Consider the following 19,182-nt stretch of genomic DNA (forward strand, 5'->3'; position numbering starts at 1 on the left):
GACCGGTGTCAGACGTCCGTGTGACCATCCAACGCGATTCCGAGCGGGAAGAGCGCGTGGTGACGACGGGCACTACGGCAGCCGAGCTCTTCCCCGGCGAGCGCACCGTCGTCGCCGCCCGCATCGCCGGTGAACTGAAGGACCTCGCGTACGTCCTCGCCGACGGCGAGACCGTCGAGCCCGTCCTGATCTCCTCCGAGGACGGCCTCAACATCCTGCGGCACTCCACCGCACATGTCATGGCCCAGGCTGTGCAGGAGCTCCACCCCGAGGCCAAGCTGGGCATCGGCCCGCCGGTCAAGGACGGCTTCTACTACGACTTCGACGTCGAGAAGCCGTTCACGCCCGAGGACCTCAAGGCCATCGAGAAGAAGATGCAGGAGATCCAGAAGCGGGGCCAGAAGTTCTCCCGCCGGGTCGTGACGGACGAGGCGGCCCGCGAGGAGCTCGCCGACGAGCCGTACAAGCTGGAGCTCATCGGCATCAAGGGTTCCGCCTCCTCCGACGACGGCGCGGATGTCGAGGTGGGCGGCGGCGAGCTGACCATCTACGACAACCTCGACCCGAAGACCGGCGAGCTGTGCTGGAAGGACCTCTGCCGGGGCCCGCACCTGCCGACCACCCGGTTCATTCCGGCGTTCAAGCTGATGCGGAACGCGGCTGCCTACTGGCGGGGCAGTGAGCGCAATCCCATGCTCCAGCGCATCTACGGGACCGCCTGGCCGACCAAGGACGAGCTGAAGGCGCACCTGGAGTTCCTGGAGGAGGCCGCCAAGCGCGACCACCGCAAGCTCGGCAACGAGCTGGACCTCTTCTCCTTCCCCGACGAGATCGGTCCTGGCCTCGCCGTCTTCCACCCCAAGGGCGGCGTCATCCGCCGGGCCATGGAGGACTACTCGCGCCGCCGCCACGAGGAGGAGGGCTACGAGTTCGTCTACTCGCCGCACGCCACCAAGGGCAAGCTCTTCGAGAAGTCCGGCCACCTGGACTGGTACGCCGACGGCATGTACCCGCCCATGCAGCTCGACGACGGGGTGGACTACTACCTCAAGCCGATGAACTGCCCGATGCACAACCTGATCTTCGACGCCCGCGGCCGTTCGTACCGCGAACTGCCCCTGCGCCTCTTTGAGTTCGGGACGGTGTACCGGTACGAGAAGTCGGGCGTCGTGCACGGGCTGACCCGCTCGCGCGGCTTCACGCAGGACGACGCGCACATCTACTGCACCAAGGAGCAGATGGCGGAGGAGCTGGACCGGACGCTCACCTTCGTCCTGAACCTGCTCCGCGACTACGGTCTGACCGACTTCTACCTGGAGCTGTCCACCAAGGACCCGGAGAAGTTCGTCGGGTCGGACGAGGCCTGGGAAGAGGCCACGGCAACGCTGCAGCAGGTCGCCGAGAAGCAGGGCCTGCCGCTGGTCCCGGACCCGGGCGGCGCCGCGTTCTACGGCCCGAAGATCTCGGTGCAGTGCAAGGACGCCATCGGCCGGACCTGGCAGATGTCGACCGTGCAGCTCGACTTCAACCTGCCGGAGCGCTTCGACCTGGAGTACACCGGCCCCGACGGCACCAAGCAGCGCCCGGTCATGATCCACCGCGCCCTGTTCGGCTCCATCGAGCGCTTCTTCGCCGTGCTCCTGGAGCACTACGCGGGTGCGTTCCCGGTGTGGCTGGCGCCCGTCCAGGCGGTCGGCATCCCGATCGGCGACGCGCACATTCCGTACCTCCAGGAGTTCGCGGCCAAGGCCCGTAAGCAGGGGCTGCGGGTCGACGTGGACGCGTCGTCGGACCGGATGCAGAAGAAGATCCGCAACCAGCAGAAGGCCAAGGTTCCCTTCATGATCATCGCTGGTGACGAGGACATGGCCAACGGGGCCGTCTCCTTCCGCTACCGCGACGGTTCGCAGGAGAACGGCATTCCGGTCGAGGACGCCATCGCCAAGATCGCCAAGGCCGTCGAGGAGCGCGTCCAGGTCTGATCCGTGCCCGGCAGGGGCCCCCGGCGAGCTACCCGCTCACCGGGGGCCCTTCTCGTCCTCCCGCCGGAACACCTGGACGAGCCACGACGAGAACGAACCCGTCACCGCCCCCAGCAGCGCCAGCCCGCAGGCCATCAGGAACGCCGCGACGACCCGGCCCCACGGCGTCACCGGCACGGCATCCCCGTACCCCACCGTCGTGAGCGTCGCGCAGGCCCACCAGACCGAGTCGCCGAAGGTCCGGATCGAGGCGCCGGGTGCGTCGTGCTCCTGGTGGTAGACCGCGAGGGACGCGGAGAAGCCGAGCAGCAGGGCCGTCAGGCCCGCGTACGACATCACCCGCGCGTACAGGCTCAGCCGCGGCTCATCGTGGCGCTTCTGGATGGCCGTGTAGACCTTGACCAGGCGCAGCGGGCGCAGCAGCGGCAGCAGGAGCACGATCGTGTCGAGCCAGCGCACCCGGAAGAAGCGGTGGCCCAGGCCGCTGAGCCGGATCCGTACGGCGTAGTCGACGACGAAGAGCAGCCAGGTGGCGGCGACCAGGGCGAGGGCGAGGTCGTGCCAGGGTTCGGCGTCGTCCGGGGCGAGGACGCGGACCGCGTAGCCGAGCATGAACAGCAGTGAGGCGGCGAAGAGCGGTACCTCGGTGCGCTGCTCCCAGAGGGTGAGGGCGGGTGAGGGCCGGGCCGGGGTGCGGTCGCTCATCGGCCCAGCATCGCGGCGAGTGGACGGGATCGGCCCCGGCGACACGCTTTGCACGGGGTACGCAATATGCTGATCGGCATGACGAGTGAGCCGGAGCAGCAGATCGGAGTGGGAACGCCCGATGCGTTCCAGCGCCTGTGGACGCCCCACCGGATGGCGTACATCCAGGGCGAGAACAAGCCGACCGGCCCGGAGGCCGGCGACGGCTGTCCGTTCTGTGAGATCCCTTCGAAGTCGGATGAGGACGGGCTCGTCGTCGCGCGCGGCGAGAAGGTCTATGCCGTGCTGAATCTGTATCCGTACAACGGTGGGCACCTGATGGTGGTGCCGTACCGGCATGTCGCGGACTACACGGAGCTGGACGGTCCGGAGACGCTGGAGCTCGCCGACTTCACCAAGCGTGCGATGACGGCGCTGCGTGCGGCCTCGGGGGCGCACGGTTTCAATATCGGGATGAATCAGGGTGCTGTGGCGGGTGCGGGTATTGCCGCGCATCTGCATCAGCATCTGGTGCCCCGTTGGGGTGGTGACACCAACTTCATGCCGGTGGTGGGTCACACCAAGGTGCTGCCGCAGCTGCTGGGCGACACGCGCAGGATGCTGGCCGACGCCTGGCCGCGCAGCGGCTGATTCCGTCTTTTCTCTTTCGTCGTGCGGGGCGCCCCGGTTTTCCGGGGCGCCCTTTGCCGTTCGTCCTAGGCGTCGTAGAGGTCGGCCTTGCGTGGGGTGGGGTCCTGGACGAGTCCGCTCAGTATCGAGGAGCGGTTGTCGAAGCGTTCGGTGTCGACGCCGTTCTCGTTCAGGACCTTGATGGCGGCGCTGTGCACGACGCGCAGTACGGGTGTGGCGGCGCGCATCGCGTCGTCGGCCATGAAGCGGTGGCGCCACGGCTTCTCGGCCCAGGCGTGCCGGAGTCCGAAGGGTTCGGGCAGGGCGATCTTGCCGCCGAGGTAGTCGAGGAGGGGCGGGTACCAGGTGAAGGGGGCGCGCAGGGCGAGGCGGACGACTTCCTTGGACTCGACCAGTGCCAGCGTGATGTCGCGGGTCTCCCAGAACTTGACGGTCTTGTTGACCGTCTTCTTCTTGGCCGCGGGCTTGCTGGTGAACAGGGAGTGGACGGGGCCGAGGGCGTGTCCGGTGACTTCGATGCGCAGGGTCTCGAAGAGCACGGTGACGGTGATCATCATGGTGATGACCAGCTGGCCGTCCCAGAGGGTGAACTGGACGCCCAGGTAGTGGCGGTCGCCGCCGCCGAACTGCTGGTGGTTGCAGATCCGCTGTATTTCGTGGGGCTTGACCTGGAAGGTGGCGACGTCCTCGCCCTCGGGGCGGGAGACCGCGTCGGCGTTCTCCCCGACGGGCGAGACGATCCAGTGGGTGACCGAGGGGGTGGGGAACCCGCCGGTGTTCAGCGGGCCGCGCTCCAGCATCTTGAGCTGGTCGTGCATGACGCGTATCAGGTCCCAGCTGCGGAACTGGTGGAACTCCTTGCCGGGCTCCTTGGAGACGAGGTCCTCGGCGAGCTGCCAGCTGCCCCAGCGGGTGCCCATGCCGAGGATGCCCTTGGGGCCGGCGTAGAAGACGGAGTTGGACTGCTGTTCGGCGGAGAGCTTCTCCAGCCCCTGGCGGAGTGCCTCGCGGGCTGTCTCGTTGGGGTTCTTCGGTACGGCTTCGGGGATCTTGGCAATGACGCCGCCGCCGGAGAGCAGGCCCTCCCAGCGGGCGCGCATGTCCTGGGCGGAGGTCTCGGCTATCCGTTTGGCGATCAGCCAGCCGATGACCGGGGCGATGATCATCGCTCGCAGGTACAGCCCCAGGAGTCCGGTGAGGGGCGATTTGATCAGGAGGAACAGGGCGGCGATGCCGATGATGGGCAGCAGGGCGCTGCCCAGGGCGGCGAGGGCCTTGTCCTTGGTGTTGGCGAGGCCGTCGCGCAGCCGGAAGGCGATCACCCACAGCAGCATTCCGGGCAGGAAGACGAAGCCGAACAGGGCTGTCACGACGGTGAGTTTGGTGTCGCGGGCCTTGCGGAGGCGGGTCGCGGACAGGCAGTGCTCGACGACGGTCTGCGGGTCGCTGCCGAAGGACTGGATGAGGGCTTTCCGTGCGCCGCCGAGCATGCGCTCCTGGACGGCGCGGGAGAAGGCCTCGCCGAGGTTGGGTTTGAAGTAGGCGGATTTGAAGAGCTTGGAACGCCCTTCCTTCACTTCGGACTTGTGCCACTCGCTGTTGGCTTTGAGGATTTCCTCCACCGGGGTGTCGCGGTACGCGGCAGAGGCGAGGGCGTTGGTCGCCACCGCCGCTCCTGCCGCCCCCTGGAGCGGAATCTGCGCTCCGGGAGAGAAATCGAATCCGTTGCTGGCCACTGTCGCCCCCACTCGCCGCCGAGGAACCGCTCCTGCGGCTGTTTCCCAACTGCCGGGCCCGGCACACTTTCTGAGCTGGGAGCACAGCGTATCGTCCGAATAGGTACGCCGTCCGGCCCTGTGGACAACGTTGAACGGTCGGGGTCGTTATGTACCTTTCTTATCGTTCTCCTGTTGTTCGTGGAGGCGGTCGGCGAGCTGTCGGGGCATGGCTTCGTGGCGGGCGTAGGTGCGGTCGAAACGGCCGGTTCCATGGGACAGCGAGCGCAGGTCGACGGCGTAGCGGCCGATTTCCAGCTCCGGGACCTCGGCCCGTACGAGGGTGCGTCCGGTGCCGGACTGCTCGGTGCCGGTCACCCGGCCGCGGCGGCCGGAGAGATCGCTCATGACCGGGCCGACGTAGTCGTCGGGGATCAGTACACGGACCTCGGCGACGGGTTCCAGGAGCTGGATGCGGGTGTCGTCCGCGGCCTCGCGCAGGGCCAGGGCGCCCGCGGTCTGGAAGGCGGCGTCGGAGGAGTCCACGGAGTGGGACCTGCCGTCCCGCAGGGTCACGCGCACGTCGACCAGCGGATGTCCGGCGGTGAGGCCGCGGGCGGCCTGGGCGCGGATGCCCTTCTCGACGGACGGGACGAACTGGCGGGGTACCGATCCGCCGACCACCTTGTCGACGAACTCGATGCCGGAGCCGGGCGGCAGCGGTTCGACGTCGATCTCGCAGATGGCGTACTGGCCGTGGCCGCCGGACTGTTTGACGTGGCGGCCACGGCCAGTGGACGGCCCGCCGAACGTCTCGCGCAGCGCGACGCGGTGGGGGACGGCGTCGACCTGTACGCCGTAACGGGTGCGAAGCCGGTCCAGCGCCACGTCCAGATGGGCTTCCCCGAGGCACCACAGGACGACCTGGTGGGTGTCCTGGTTCTGTTCCAGGCGCATGGTCGGGTCCTCGGCGACGAGGCGTGCGAGGCCCTGGGAGAGCTTGTCCTCGTCGGCCTTGCCGTGTGCCTCGATGGCGAGCGGCAGCAGCGGGTCGGGCATGGTCCACGGTTCCATCAGCAGGGGATGGTCCGGGCCGGACAGGGTGTCGCCGGTCTCGGCGGCGTCCAGCCGGGCGACGCAGGCGAGATCGCCGGCGATGCAGGCGGTGAGGGGACGCTGCTGTTTGCCGAAGGGGGAGGAGAGGGCTCCGACGCGGATCTCGGCCTCGTGGAAGGGCCGGGCCTCGTGGCCGGGGTCGTCGAGCCCATGGCCGGATATGTGCACCGTGTCGTCGGGGCGCAGGGTGCCGGAGAAGACGCGGACGAGCGAGAGCCGGCCGACGTAGGGGTCGGAGGCCGTCTTGACGACTTCGGCGGCCAGGTCGCCCTGCGGGTCGCAGTCCAGGGCGGGGAGCGAGGTGCCGTGCAGGGTGGTGACGGCGGGCAGGGGGCGTTCGAGCGGGGTGGGGAAGCCGCCCGTGATCAGGTCGAGGAGTTCGACGGTGCCGATGCCCTGGCGGGCGCCGTCGGCGGCGGGTGCGGCGGTGAGGACGGGGTGGAAGGTGCCGCGTGCGACGGCGCGTTCGAGGTCGTCGACGAGTGTCCTGATGTCGATGGGTGTGCCGTCGAGGTAGCGGTCCATCAGGGTCTCGTCCTCGCTCTCGGCGATGATCCCCTCGATCAGCCGGTTGCGGGCGTCGGCCAGGAGTGTCTGCTGGGACGCGGCAGGCGGGTGTTCCTGCCGTTCCCCGCCGGAGTAGTCGAAGATCCGCTGGGTGAGCAGCCCCGTGAGGCCGGTCAGCGGCGCGTGTCCGTCCGGGGTCTCGGGGCCGTGCACCGGCAGATAGAGGGGGAGCACGGCGTCGGGGTCGTCGCCGCCGAAGATCTCGCCGCAGATCCGGGTCATCGCGTCGAAGGAGGTGCGGGCGGTGTCCAGGTGGGTGACGACGATGGCGCGCGGCATGCCGACCGCCGCGCACTCCTCCCAGACGGCGCGGGTGGTGCCGGCGACGGCGTCGGCCTCCTGGGCGGCCGAGACGACGAAGAGGGCCGCGTCCGCCGCGCGCAGACCGGCCCTGAGTTCCCCGACGAAGTCGGCGTAGCCGGGGCTGTCCAGCAGGTTGATCTTGACTCCGTCCCATGTGACGGGGACGAGGGAGAGCGAGACGGAGCGCTGTCGGCGCTGCTCGATCCCGTCGTGGTCGGAGACCGTGGTGCCGTCCTCGACCCGGCCCGCCCGGTTGACCGCGCCCGCGGTCTGTGCGAGGGCCTCGACGAGGGTGGTCTTGCCGGAGCCGCTGTGGCCGACCAGGACCACGTTCCGGATGGCGGAGGGGTGGTCGGCCGTCGCTGCTCTTCCGGCGGCTCCGGTGTGCGTGTGTGTCTTGTCGCCCATGGCGCGTGCCTCCCGGGTGGTGGCGCCGGGCGGGGGCCCGCCGGCGCGGGATGGGGAGCGATTGCACGGGCACGGGGGAGCCGCCACGGCGGCTACGGCGACGCCCGCGGTAGTTCCGAGCTTTCCACTCGGGCCGGGTCACGTCCATACGCCGTGCGCCGCGGCGGGCTCCGACGCCGGTCCGGCGACATCCCCCAGGGTGCCCGGACGGTGGAGTGCGGCGGGCGTGACTACGATGGGCCAGTGCCCCTCCCGGCAAGTTTTGCCCCGTCGGGCGAACATTGCCGGTCGCGGCACTAGGAGGGTGCTGAAGGGCCCGGCCGGGCTCGCGGCGCCCGGAACGCACGTCTGCGGCGTTGCCGAAACGTTCCCATGGCGGAGTCAGGGGACGCTCCGGCGCCTTGCAGCCGCACGCACCGGACGCCGCCCTGATCCGGCCAGGACCTTCAGCACCCTCCAGCCGGTGGCCGATGGGGCCATGCGGCCCACCGAGCCCTCGGGAAGGCCATGCTGAACAAGTACGCGCGTGCATTCTTTACGCGTGTCCTCACGCCGTTCGCCGCGCTGTTGCTCCGTCTGGGCGTGAGCCCCGACGCGGTCACTCTGATCGGCACGGCCGGGGTGATGGCAGGTGCGCTGGTCTTCTTCCCGATGGGGGAGTTCTTCTGGGGCACGATCGTCATCACGATCTTCGTCTTCTCCGACCTCGTCGACGGCAACATGGCACGCCAGGCCGGTATCTCCAGCCGCTGGGGCGCGTTCCTGGACTCGACGCTCGACCGGGTGGCCGACGGGGCGATCTTCGCGGGCTTCGCGCTCTGGTACGCGGGCAGCGGCGACGACAACATCCTGTGCGCGGTCGCGATCTTCTGCCTGGCGAGCGGCCAGGTGGTCTCGTACACCAAGGCGCGTGGCGAGTCGATCGGTCTGCCGGTGGCGGTCAACGGGCTCGTGGAGCGTGCCGAACGCCTGGTGATCTCGCTGGTGGCCGCCGGTCTGGCGGGTCTGCACAAGTTCGGTGTGCCGGGGATCGACATCCTGCTGCCGATCGCGCTGTGGATCGTCGCGGTGGGCAGCCTGGTGACGCTGGTGCAGCGGGTCGTGACCGTGCGCCGCGAGTCCGCCGAGGCCGACGCGGCTGCCGCGGTATCGGCTGCGGCGGACCGGGGGAGCGAGGCCGCGCAGTGAGCGCCGTACCCGGGGACGCGAAGCCCGGACCGAAGGAGCGGCTGAGCGACGGGCTGTACGGACTCGGCTGGGCCGCGGTCAAGAAGCTGCCCGAGCCGGTCGCGCAGGCCCTCTTCCGTACCCTGGCCGACCAGGTGTGGAAGCGGCGCGGCAAGAGCGTGCTGCGGCTGGAGTCGAATCTGGCGCGGGTCGTTCCGGACGCGAGTCCGGCCCGGCTCGCGGCGCTGTCCAAGGCCGGGATGCGCTCGTACATGCGCTACTGGATGGAGTCGTTCCGGCTGCCCACATGGACCCCGGAGCGGATCAAGGCGTCCATCGACGTGACGGACGCGCACCGGCTGACCGAGGGACTGGACGCGGGGCGCGGTGTCGTTCTCGCGCTGCCGCACCTGGGGAACTGGGACCTGGCGGGGGCGTGGGTCACCACGGACCTGAAGGTTCCGTTCACCACGGTCGCCGAGCGGCTCAAGCCCGAGTCGCTCTACGACCGGTTCGTGGCGTACCGCGAGGGCCTGGGCATGGAGGTGCTCGCGCACAACGGCGGGACCGCGTTCGGGACGCTGGCGCGCCGGCTGCGCGAGGGCGGACTCGTCTGCCTGGTCGCCGACCGCGACCTGTCGGCCTCCGGCGTCGAGGTGACGTTCTTCGGCGACACGGCCCGGATGCCCGCCGGGCCGGCCCTGCTGGCCCAGCAGACCGGTGCACTGCTGCTGCCGGTCACCCTGTCCTACGACGACACGCCGGTGATGAAGGCGCGGATCCATCCGGCCGTCGAGGTGCCCGGCTCAGGTAGCCGTGCCGAGAAGACGTCCCTGATGACACAGGCCCTGGCCGACGCGTTCGCCCTGGGCATCGCCGAGCACCCGGAGGACTGGCACATGCTGCAACGGCTCTGGCTCGCCGACCTCGAATCCCGCGGGGACTAGGGCGTGTTTTGAAAGTCCCGCCTGCCCGGCGGCGTCTGGCACGCACGCTCGCGGCGTTGCGGAAATGCCCTAGTAGCTCCGCTACGAGACCACTTCCGCGCCTTGCGATCGCACGCACCAGACGCCGCCGGGCCCGCCCTTCGGGCGGACGGCGCTACTTTCAAAACACGCCCTGGGGCCTTTGGGCTGGGTCATGCCGGGCTCGCGGGTTCCGGGATGCGCATCTGCCGAGTTGTCGGCGGTCGCCCATGCTCCACAGTCTCCTCCGCCTTGCAGTTGCACGCACCGGACCCCGCTCCCTGATCCGGCCTGATCCGAACGAAAGGCCCCAGCAGTGAAGATCGGCATCGTCTGCCCGTACTCCTGGGACGTCCCGGGCGGCGTGCAGTTCCACATCCGTGATCTGGCCGAGCATCTGATCCGGCTCGGCCACCAGGTCTCCGTGCTGGCCCCGGCCGACGACGAGACGCCGCTGCCGCCGTACGTGGTGTCCGCGGGCCGTGCCGTGCCCGTCCCGTACAACGGCTCCGTCGCCCGGCTGAACTTCGGCTTCCTGTCCGCGGCGCGGGTGCGGCGGTGGCTGCACGACGGCACGTTCGACGTGATCCACATCCATGAGCCGACCTCGCCGTCGCTGGGGCTGCTGACGTGCTGGGCGGCGCAGGGGCCGATCGTCGCCACGTTCCACACGTCCAATCCGCGCTCGCGGGCGATGATCGCCGCCTACCCGATCCTCCAGCCGGCGCTGGAGAAGATCAGCGCGCGCATCGCGGTGAGCGAGTACGCGCGCCGGACCCTGGTCGAGCACCTGGGCGGCGACGCGGTGGTCATCCCCAACGGGGTGGACGTCGGGTTCTTTGCCGCGGCCGAACCCAGGCCCGAGTGGCAGGGCGGCACGATCGGCTTCATCGGGCGCATCGACGAGCCCCGCAAGGGCCTGCCCGTCCTGATGCGGGCGCTGCCCGCGATCCTGGCCGCACGTCCGGACACACGGCTGCTGGTGGCGGGCCGGGGCGACGAGGAGGAGGCCGTCGCCTCGCTGCCCAAGGAGATGCGTGCACGCGTCGAGTTCCTCGGCATGGTGAGCGACGAGGACAAGGCACGGCTGCTGCGCAGCGTCGACGTGTACGTCGCGCCCAACACCGGCGGCGAGAGCTTCGGCATCATCCTGGTCGAGGCCATGTCGGCGGGCGCACCGGTTCTGGCCAGCGATCTGGACGCGTTCGCGCAGGTCCTGGACCTGGGTGCGGCGGGGGAGCTGTTCGCCAACGAGGACGCGGACGCCCTGGCCACGGCGGCGATCCGGCTGCTGGGCGACCCGGAACGGCGTGCGGAGCTGCGCGAGCGCGGCAGCGCACATGTGCGGCGCTTCGACTGGTCGACGGTCGGGGCGGACATCCTCGCGGTGTACGAGACGGTGGCGGACGGGGCCGCGTCGGTGGCGGCGGACGAACGCACGGGGCTGCGGGCCCGGTTCGGGCTGGCCCGGGACTGAGACCCTCCCCGGACGGCGCCCGCGCCGCCCGGGGACACCGTCCGGCGCCCGCTCCCCGGTAGCCTTTCCGCCCGTGACCGAAACCCTCATCTGGACCGCCGTCGTGCTCATCGCGATCGGCCTGTACCTCAGCTGGACCGCCGGCCGTCTCGACCGGCTGCACACCCGCATCGACGCGGCCCGCGCCGCCCTCGACGCCCAACTGCTGCGCCGCGCCTCGGTCACCCAGGAACTCGCCACGTCCGGTGTCCTCGACCCTGCCGCCTCCATCGTGCTGTACGAGGCCGCGCACGCCGCCCGCCAGTCGGAGGAGGAACACCGCGAGGTCGCCGAGAGCGAGCTGAGCACCGCCCTGCGCGCGGTGTTCGGCGAGCGGGCGCAGGTCGAGGCGGTCAAGGAGATCCCGGGCGGCGAGGAGGCGGCATCGGAGCTGGCCGCGGCGGTGCGCCGGGTCCCGATGGCGCGCAGGTTCCACAACGACGCGGTGCGGGCGGCGCGTGCGCTGCGCCGCCACCGCACGGTGCGCTGGTTCCGGCTCGCCGGGCACGCCCCGTTCCCGCTGGCGTTCGAGATGGACGACGAGCCGCCGGTCGCCCTCGCGGACCGTCCGGTCAGCTGACGACGGCGGCGGGCGGGGCCCGGCGGGGGTCCGCCCGCCGCCGCACCGGGCCAAAACGATCCACCGGCCTTCCATTGGCCCTTGCTGTGGACTGGTGCCGGAGAGTTTGCTCAGCAGTGCATCACCCCTGCACGTTCAGCACCCTTTTCTCCCAGTGAGGTCGATCCGTGTCCACGAATCCCGCCACCCCGCAGTCCGCCGACGCCCCCGCCACCGGCACCGCCCGCGTCAAGCGCGGCATGGCCGAGCAGCTCAAGGGCGGCGTGATCATGGACGTCGTCAACGCCGAGCAGGCGAAGATCGCCGAGGACGCGGGCGCCGTGGCCGTCATGGCCCTGGAGCGGGTTCCGGCCGACATCCGCAAGGACGGCGGCGTGGCCCGGATGTCGGACCCGACCATGATCGAGGAGATCATCGAGTCGGTCTCCATCCCGGTGATGGCGAAGTCCCGCATCGGACACTTCGTCGAGGCCCAGGTTCTGCAGTCCCTCGGCGTCGACTACATCGACGAGTCCGAGGTCCTCACCCCGGCCGACGAGGTCAACCACAGCGACAAGTTCGCGTTCACCACCCCGTTCGTCTGTGGCGCCACCAACCTGGGCGAGGCCCTGCGCCGTATCGCCGAGGGCGCGGCCATGATCCGCTCGAAGGGCGAGGCCGGCACCGGCAACGTCGTCGAGGCCGTCCGCCACCTGCGCCAGATCAAGAACGAGATCGCCCGGCTGCGCGGCTACGACAACAACGAGCTGTACGCCGCCGCCAAGGACCTCCGCGCCCCGTACGAGCTGGTCAAGGAGGTCGCCGAGCTCGGCAAGCTGCCCGTCGTCCTCTTCTCCGCAGGTGGCGTCGCCACCCCGGCCGACGCCGCGCTGATGCGCCAGCTCGGTGCCGAGGGCGTCTTCGTCGGCTCCGGCATCTTCAAGTCCGGCGACCCGGCCAAGCGCGCCGCCGCCATCGTGAAGGCCACCACCTTCTACGACGACCCGAAGATCATCGCGGACGCCTCGCGCAACCTGGGCGAGGCCATGGTCGGCATCAACTGCGACACCCTGCCCGAGGCCGAGCGCTACGCCAACCGTGGCTGGTAGTCACTGATGAGCGACACCCCTGTGATCGGTGTCCTGGCTCTCCAGGGCGACGTACGGGAACACCTGATCGCCCTGGCCTCGGCGGACGCCCTGGCCAGGCCGGTCCGGCGGCCCGAGGAACTCGCCGAGGTCGACGGGCTGGTCATACCCGGCGGCGAGTCCACCACGATGTCCAAACTGGCCGCCCTTTTCGGCATGCTGGAACCCCTGCGCGAGCGGGTACGGGCCGGGATGCCGGTCTACGGCACCTGCGCCGGGATGATCCTGCTCGCCGACAAGATCCTCGACCCGCGCTCGGGCCAGGAGACCGTCGGCGGCATCGACATGATCGTGCGCCGTAACGCTTTCGGGCGGCAGAACGAGTCCTTCGAAGCGGCCGTCGAGGTCGCCGGGATCGAGGGCGGCCCGGTCGAGGGCGTCTTCATCCGGGCCCCCTGGGTCGAGTCCGTGGGCGCGCAGGCCGAGGTGGTGGCCGAGCACGGCGGTCACATCGTGGCGGTACGGCAGGGAAACGCCCTTGCCACGTCATTCCACCCGGAACTGACCGGCGATCACCGGCTTCACGCGTACTTCGTCGACATGGTGCGCGCAGTCAGCTGACTCGACCCCGGTAGGATCTCTCGGGTTCGTACGGAATTTGGTGACGCGAAGGAGAAGGCAGATGTCCGGCCACTCTAAATGGGCTACGACGAAGCACAAGAAGGCCGTGATTGACGCCAAGCGCGGCAAGCTCTTCGCGAAGCTGATCAAGAACATCGAGGTCGCGGCCCGCACCGGCGGGGTGGACCCCGAGGGCAACCCGACCCTTGTGGACGCGATCCAGAAGGCGAAGAAGAGCTCGGTCCCGAACAAGAACATCGACTCCGCGGTCAAGCGCGGTGGCGGTCTCGAAGCGGGCGGCGTCGACTACCAGACGATCATGTACGAAGGCTACGGCCCGAACGGTGTCGCGGTGCTCATCGAGTGCCTCACCGACAACCGCAACCGTGCCGCCTCCGACGTACGTGTCGCGATGACGCGCAACGGCGGCTCGATGGCCGACCCGGGCTCGGTCTCGTACCTGTTCAACCGCAAGGGCGTCGTGATCGTCCCCAAGGGTGAGCTGTCCGAGGACGACGTGCTGGGTGCGGTGCTCGACGCCGGCGCCGAGGAGGTCAACGACCTCGGTGAGAGCTACGAGGTCGTCAGCGAGGCCACCGACATGGTCGCGGTCCGCACCGCGCTCCAGGAGGCGGGCATCGACTACGACTCGGCCGAGGCCAACTTCCTGCCCACCATGCAGGTCGACCTCGACGAAGAGGGTGCGCGCAAGATCTTCAAACTGATCGACGCGCTGGAGGACAGCGACGACGTGCAGAACGTCTTCGCCAACTTCGACGTCTCCGACGAGGTCATGGAGAAGGTCGACGCCTGAGAGGCTGCCGACTGACCTGCACAGCTTTCCGTGGACGGGCCGACGGGGACACACCCCGTCGGCCCGTCGCATTGTCAGTGCGAGCCGATAGCCTCCAGGAACAGTTGACCGATCGGCAGGGAGGGGGCGAACCGTGCGGGTACTCGGCGTGGACCCCGGGCTCACCCGGTGCGGCGTCGGAGTCGTCGAAGGCGTCGCGGGCCGGCCCCTGACGATGCTCGGCGTCGGAGTCGTGCGCACCCCCGCGGACGCGGAGCTCGGCCACCGGCTGGTGGCCATCGAGCGCGGCATCGAGGAGTGGCTCGACGAGCACCGACCGGAGTACGTGGCCGTGGAGCGGGTGTTCGCCCAGCACAACGTCCGTACGGTGATGGGCACCGCCCAGGCCAGCGCGGTCGCCATGCTCTGCGCGTCCCGCCGCGGCATCCCCGTAGCCCTGCACACGCCCAGTGAGGTCAAGGCCGCCGTCACCGGCAGCGGACGTGCGGACAAGGCGCAGGTCGGCGCCATGGTGACCCGGCTCCTGCGCCTGGACGCCCCGCCGAAGCCCGCGGACGCCGCCGACGCCCTCGCCCTCGCCATCTGCCACATCTGGCGCGCCCCCGCGCTCAACCGCCTCCAGCAGGCGCACGCGGCGGCCGCAGCGGCTGCCCGCTCCCCGCGCGTCCCGCGCACCACAGCAGCCCCCGTCCGGAAGGTCCCCCGATGATCGCCTTCGTCAGCGGCCCCGTCGCCGCGCTCTCCCCGACCACGGCCGTGATCGAGGTCGGCGGCATCGGCATGGCCATCCAGTGCGCACCGAACACCCTCGCCGGCCTCCGTGTCGGCAAGGAGGCCAAGCTCGCCACCTCCCTCGTCGTACGGGAGGACTCGCTGACGCTCTACGGCTTCGCCGACGACGACGAACGGCAGGTCTTCGAGCTCCTCCAGACCGCCAGCGGGGTCGGGCCCCGGGTCGCCCAGGCCATGCTGGCCACACACAGCCCGGACGCCCTGCGTATCGCCGTGGCCACCGGCGACGAGAAGGCGCTCACCGCCGTGTCCGGCATCGGCAAGAAGGGCGCGCAGAAGCTCCTGCTCGAACTGAAGGACCGACTCGGCGAACCGGTCGGCGCCCACATCGGCCAGCAGGGCATCGGCACCGCGGTCTCCTCCTCCTGGCGCGACCAGCTCCAGGCAGCCCTGATCGGCCTCGGCTACGCCACCCGCGAGGCGGACGAAGCGGTGTCCGCCGTGGCGCCGCAGGCGGAGGCTGCCCTCGCGGAAGGCGCCCAGCCGCCCGTGCCGCAGCTGCTGCGCGCCGCCCTGCAGACCCTCAACCGCGCGCGCTGAGCGGACCCGGGCACCACCCCTGACGCCCGGCCCGGCACCCCACGGACCGGCACCGAAACACCCGAGGCGGGACTGACGAGATGAACTGGGACGAGACCGGACCCGACACCGACGAGCTCCTCGACGAGCGGCTCGTCGACGCCGGCGCGGACGGCGAGGACACCGCGGTCGAGGCGGCGCTGCGCCCCAAGGACCTCGATGAGTTCGTCGGCCAGGAGAAGGTGCGCGAACAGCTCGACCTGGTCCTCAAGGCGGCCCGCGCCCGCGGCGCGACCGCCGACCACGTGCTGCTCTCCGGCGCCCCGGGGCTGGGCAAGACCACCCTCTCGATGATCATCGCGGCCGAGATGAACGCGCCGATCAGGATCACCTCCGGCCCCGCCATCCAGCACGCGGGCGATCTGGCGGCCATCCTGTCCTCGCTGCAGGAGGGCGAGGTCCTCTTCCTCGACGAGATCCACCGCATGTCCCGGCCCGCCGAGGAGATGCTCTACATGGCCATGGAGGACTTCCGGGTCGACGTGATCGTCGGCAAGGGGCCCGGGGCCACCGCCATCCCGCTGGAACTGCCGCCCTTCACCCTGGTCGGCGCGACCACCAGGGCGGGACTGCTGCCGCCCCCGCTGCGCGACCGCTTCGGCTTCACCGGGCACATGGAGTTCTACGCCCCGAACGAGCTGGAACGGGTGATTCACCGCTCGGCCGGACTCCTGGACGTCGCGATAGACGTCGAGGGCGCCGCCGAGATCGCCGGGCGTTCGCGCGGCACACCCCGTATCGCCAACCGGCTGCTGCGCCGGGTCCGGGACTACGCCCAGGTCAAGGCCGACGGCAGGATCGACCGGGAGATCGCCGTCGCGGCCCTGCGGGTGTACGAGGTCGACGCCAGGGGCCTCGACCGGCTGGACCGGGCCGTTCTCGGCGCCCTGCTGAAACTCTTCGGCGGCGGCCCGGTCGGCCTGTCCACGCTCGCGGTTGCCGTGGGGGAGGAGCGCGAAACGGTCGAGGAGGTCGCGGAGCCCTTTCTCGTACGGGAAGGACTGCTGGCCAGGACGCCGCGGGGGCGGGTCGCGACCCCGGCCGCCTGGGCCCATCTCGGGCTGGTGCCTCCGCAGCACGACGGAAAGGGACAACAGGGTCTGTTCGGGGCGTGATGCATCACAGGTTGACCCACAGAGGAACCACGGTGCCATGCTGGGCGTTGTTCCATCGATGCGGACTCGCTTAGACTCCGCCGATGCCGCCCTTAAAGGTCGGTGTACCCACCCCCGTAGACCAGGCCGCCTTCCAGCGCGGTCGTGCGAAGGAAAATCGTCCCGTGAATCCCGTGACTCTCCTCCCCTTCATCGTGCTCATCGGGGCCATGTTCCTGATGACGCGGTCCGCCAAGAAGAAGCAGGCGGCGGCTGCGAACATGCGCAATGAAATGCAGCCCGGCACCGGCGTCCGGACGATCGGGGGCATGTACGCCACCGTCAAGGAGCTTCACGACGACTCGGTTCTCCTTGAGATCGCTCCCGGCGTCCACGCCGTCTACGCCAAGAACTCGATCGGTGCCGTCCTGGACGACGCGGAGTACAACCGCATCGTCCACGGTGACGAAGAGGAGCTCGACGTCGACGGCGCGGTCGTGCCGGACGACGCCTCCTCGCTGATCGAGGCGGACGACGCCGACGAGGTCACCTCGGACGACGCGAAGACCGACCTGGTCAAGAAGACCGAGGCGGACGACGCGGAGCAGGCCGACGACAAGGCCGACAAGAAGTCCGAGGGCAAGGCCGACGGCGAGGCCGACGCGAAGTAGCACACGACCCGGGGATGCCGTGAGCCCACAGGCATCCGGCCATCCCCGGACCGTGCGGTCTTCTGCGGGGGCGGGTCCCCACTAAACTTCGTGGCCGCTCGGGCGCGTACCCGGCGCGGGGCGGTTGGACAGGGAGAAACGAGAAGGTGGCAGCACCGAAGAAGGGCCGAGGACCGGCCGGCGGTCAGGGCAGGCCGGGGCGATCCCTGGCTCTGATCCTGATCGCCATGGTCGCTCTCACCGGCGGGATGTTCCTCGCCGACCAGCCGACGCCGCGACTCGGCATCGACCTGGCCGGTGGCACGTCCATCACGCTGGAGGCGAAGGCCGAGCCCGGCCAGGAGTCGGCGATCAACAAGACCAACATGGATACGGCGGTCCAGATCATGGAGCGCCGCGTCAACGGTCTTGGTGTCTCCGAGGCCGAGGTCCAGACCCAGGGCGATCGCAACATCATCGTCAACATCCCCAAGGGCACGAACTCCGCCCAGGCCCGTGAGCAGGTCGGTACGACCGCCAAGCTCTACTTCCGGCCGGTGCTGACCGTCGCCCAGGGAACGCCCACGCCCGCGCCGAGCGCCTCGTCCTCCGACAAGGCCAGCCCGTCCGCCAAGCCGAGCGCCTCCGCCTCGGACAAGGCGAGCAGCTCGTCCGCGAAGCCGAGCGCGAGCGCCACCACCCAGGGCCGCGCGGTCACCGGCGCCCTGAAGGCGGACTCCACGCCGACGCCCAAGGCGAGCACCACGCCCAAGGCGAGCTCCACCCCGACCGCCTCCGCCGAGGAGCAGGCGGCCGCAGCCGATCTGCAGAAGAAGTTCGAGGCGCTGGACTGCTCCAGCAAGGCCTCCCGCTCCAAGGCGTCCCAGGGCACCAAGGCCACCGACACGGTGGTCGCGTGTGAGCAGGACGGCTCCGCCAAGTACGTACTCGGCCCGGCCGAGGTCGACGGTACGGACGTGGACAGTGCCAAGGCGGCGATCAACCAGCAGAACGGTCAGTGGATCGTTCAGATGGAGTTCACCGGCGGCGGCGCCAAGAAGTTCCACACGACCACGGGCAAGCTCGCCCAGCAGCAGTCGCCGCAGAACCAGTTCGCCATCGCGCTCGACGGCGAAGTCGTCTCGGCGCCTTCCGTGAGCGAGGCGCTGAGCGCCAACGCCGAAATCTCCGGCAGCTTCGACCAGCAGTCCGCCGAGGAACTGGCCAACGTGCTCTCCTACGGTGCGCTGCCGCTCTCCTTCCAGGAGCAGAGCGTCACCACCGTCACCGCCGCCCTCGGTGGCGAGCAGCTCCGCGCGGGCCTCATCGCGGGCGCCATCGGCCTCGCCCTGGTGGTCATCTACCTGGTGGCCTACTACCGCGGGCTGGCGTTCATCGCGCTGCTCAGCCTCCTGGTCTCCGGCATCCTGACCTACACGATCATGTCGCTGCTCGGCCCGGCCATCGGCTTCGCGCTGAACCTGCCCGCGGTCTGTGGTGCCATCGTGGCGATCGGTATCACCGCGGACTCGTTCATCGTGTACTTCGAACGCATCCGGGACGAGATCCGCGAGGGCCGCACACTGCGCCCGGCCGTCGAACGGGCCTGGCCGCGTGCCAGGCGCACCATCCTCGTCTCCGACTTCGTGTCGTTCCTGGCGGCGGCGGTCCTGTTCGTGGTCACCGTCGGCAAGGTCCAGGGCTTCGCGTTCACGCTGGGCCTCACCACCCTGCTCGACGTGGTCGTGGTCTTCCTCTTCACCAAGCCCGTCATGACGCTCATGGCCCGCACGAAGTTCTTCGCGAGCGGTCACCCGTGGTCCGGACTGGACCCGAAGCGGCTCGGCGCCAAGCCGCCGCTGCGCCGGTCGCGCCGTGTCAACGCCCCCACCGACCCGAAGGAGGCGTGAG

General features: G+C 70.0%; 17 protein-coding genes. 14 read left to right on the top strand and 3 right to left on the bottom strand.

Annotated elements, in window-relative coordinates; all coding sequences use genetic code 11:
* The first annotated feature begins 5 nt into the window (after window positions 1-5).
* Window positions 6-1,982: a threonine--tRNA ligase gene (gene thrS / locus OG912_RS30020; RefSeq protein ID WP_327712042.1), complete on the top strand. Its 1,977-nt coding sequence runs from the start codon at window positions 6-8 to the stop codon at window positions 1,980-1,982.
* Between the two features lie 36 nt (window positions 1,983-2,018).
* On the opposite strand, the gene OG912_RS30025 is transcribed toward thrS, so the two are convergent.
* Complete coding sequence (locus OG912_RS30025; RefSeq protein ID WP_327712043.1) at window positions 2,019-2,687, bottom strand: potassium channel family protein; 669 nt, start codon at window positions 2,685-2,687, stop codon at window positions 2,019-2,021.
* Window positions 2,688-2,753: 66 nt separating this feature from the next.
* Between OG912_RS30025 and OG912_RS30030 the strand changes: the two genes are divergently transcribed.
* Complete coding sequence (locus tag OG912_RS30030) at window positions 2,754-3,317, top strand: HIT family protein (protein WP_326735131.1); 564 nt, start codon at window positions 2,754-2,756, stop codon at window positions 3,315-3,317.
* Window positions 3,318-3,382: 65 nt separating this feature from the next.
* On the opposite strand, the gene OG912_RS30035 is transcribed toward OG912_RS30030, so the two are convergent.
* Window positions 3,383-5,053 carry a hypothetical protein gene (locus tag OG912_RS30035; protein ID WP_327712044.1) on the bottom strand — a complete coding sequence of 557 codons (1,671 nt, stop codon included), beginning with the start codon at window positions 5,051-5,053 and terminating at the stop codon, window positions 3,383-3,385.
* A 147-nt stretch (window positions 5,054-5,200) separates the two neighbouring features.
* Window positions 5,201-7,426: an elongation factor G-like protein EF-G2 gene (locus OG912_RS30040; protein WP_327712045.1), complete on the bottom strand. Its 2,226-nt coding sequence runs from the start codon at window positions 7,424-7,426 to the stop codon at window positions 5,201-5,203.
* A 507-nt stretch (window positions 7,427-7,933) separates the two neighbouring features.
* Here OG912_RS30040 and pgsA point away from each other — a divergent pair.
* The 12 genes from pgsA (at window position 7,934) to secD (ending at window position 19,181) form a co-directional block, all read left to right on the top strand.
* Window positions 7,934-8,614, top strand: coding sequence for a phosphatidylinositol phosphate synthase (pgsA, locus tag OG912_RS30045; RefSeq protein ID WP_326735128.1), 681 nt, complete (start codon window positions 7,934-7,936; stop codon window positions 8,612-8,614).
* On the top strand, window positions 8,611-9,540 hold the full coding sequence (locus tag OG912_RS30050) for a phosphatidylinositol mannoside acyltransferase (RefSeq protein WP_327712046.1): 930 nt from the start codon (window positions 8,611-8,613) through the stop codon (window positions 9,538-9,540). The genes pgsA and OG912_RS30050 overlap by 4 nt, the downstream gene beginning before the upstream one ends.
* Before the next feature lie 334 nt (window positions 9,541-9,874).
* Window positions 9,875-11,035 carry a glycosyltransferase family 4 protein gene (locus OG912_RS30055; RefSeq protein WP_327712047.1) on the top strand — a complete coding sequence of 387 codons (1,161 nt, stop codon included), beginning with the start codon at window positions 9,875-9,877 and terminating at the stop codon, window positions 11,033-11,035.
* Window positions 11,036-11,108: 73 nt separating this feature from the next.
* Window positions 11,109-11,654 carry a hypothetical protein gene (locus tag OG912_RS30060; protein ID WP_326735125.1) on the top strand — a complete coding sequence of 182 codons (546 nt, stop codon included), beginning with the start codon at window positions 11,109-11,111 and terminating at the stop codon, window positions 11,652-11,654.
* A gap of 167 nt (window positions 11,655-11,821) precedes the next feature.
* A complete protein-coding gene (gene pdxS, locus OG912_RS30065; RefSeq protein WP_148016286.1) occupies window positions 11,822-12,742 on the top strand; it encodes a pyridoxal 5'-phosphate synthase lyase subunit PdxS in 921 nt (306 codons plus the stop codon).
* A gap of 6 nt (window positions 12,743-12,748) precedes the next feature.
* Entirely contained in the window at window positions 12,749-13,342 is a 594-nt protein-coding gene (gene pdxT / locus OG912_RS30070; RefSeq protein ID WP_327712048.1) for a pyridoxal 5'-phosphate synthase glutaminase subunit PdxT, read from the top strand.
* 61 nt (window positions 13,343-13,403) lie between these two features.
* On the top strand, window positions 13,404-14,156 hold the full coding sequence (locus tag OG912_RS30075; protein WP_123468415.1) for a YebC/PmpR family DNA-binding transcriptional regulator: 753 nt from the start codon (window positions 13,404-13,406) through the stop codon (window positions 14,154-14,156).
* A 133-nt stretch (window positions 14,157-14,289) separates the two neighbouring features.
* On the top strand, window positions 14,290-14,865 hold the full coding sequence (gene ruvC / locus OG912_RS30080) for a crossover junction endodeoxyribonuclease RuvC (RefSeq protein WP_327712049.1): 576 nt from the start codon (window positions 14,290-14,292) through the stop codon (window positions 14,863-14,865).
* On the top strand, window positions 14,862-15,488 hold the full coding sequence (gene ruvA, locus OG912_RS30085; protein WP_327712050.1) for a Holliday junction branch migration protein RuvA: 627 nt from the start codon (window positions 14,862-14,864) through the stop codon (window positions 15,486-15,488). Before ruvC ends, ruvA begins: the two co-directional genes overlap by 4 nt.
* Window positions 15,489-15,568: 80 nt before the next feature.
* On the top strand, window positions 15,569-16,642 hold the full coding sequence (gene ruvB / locus OG912_RS30090; RefSeq protein ID WP_326735120.1) for a Holliday junction branch migration DNA helicase RuvB: 1,074 nt from the start codon (window positions 15,569-15,571) through the stop codon (window positions 16,640-16,642).
* 164 nt (window positions 16,643-16,806) lie between these two features.
* Window positions 16,807-17,292 carry a preprotein translocase subunit YajC gene (gene yajC / locus OG912_RS30095; RefSeq protein ID WP_327712051.1) on the top strand — a complete coding sequence of 162 codons (486 nt, stop codon included), beginning with the start codon at window positions 16,807-16,809 and terminating at the stop codon, window positions 17,290-17,292.
* 146 nt (window positions 17,293-17,438) lie between these two features.
* Window positions 17,439-19,181, top strand: coding sequence for a protein translocase subunit SecD (secD, locus tag OG912_RS30100; protein WP_327712052.1), 1,743 nt, complete (start codon window positions 17,439-17,441; stop codon window positions 19,179-19,181).
* The last annotated feature ends 1 nt before the right edge of the window (window position 19,182 follow it).

Origin of the sequence: Streptomyces sp. NBC_00464, assembly GCF_036013915.1 — a bacterium.
Lineage (GTDB): Bacteria > Actinomycetota > Actinomycetes > Streptomycetales > Streptomycetaceae > Streptomyces.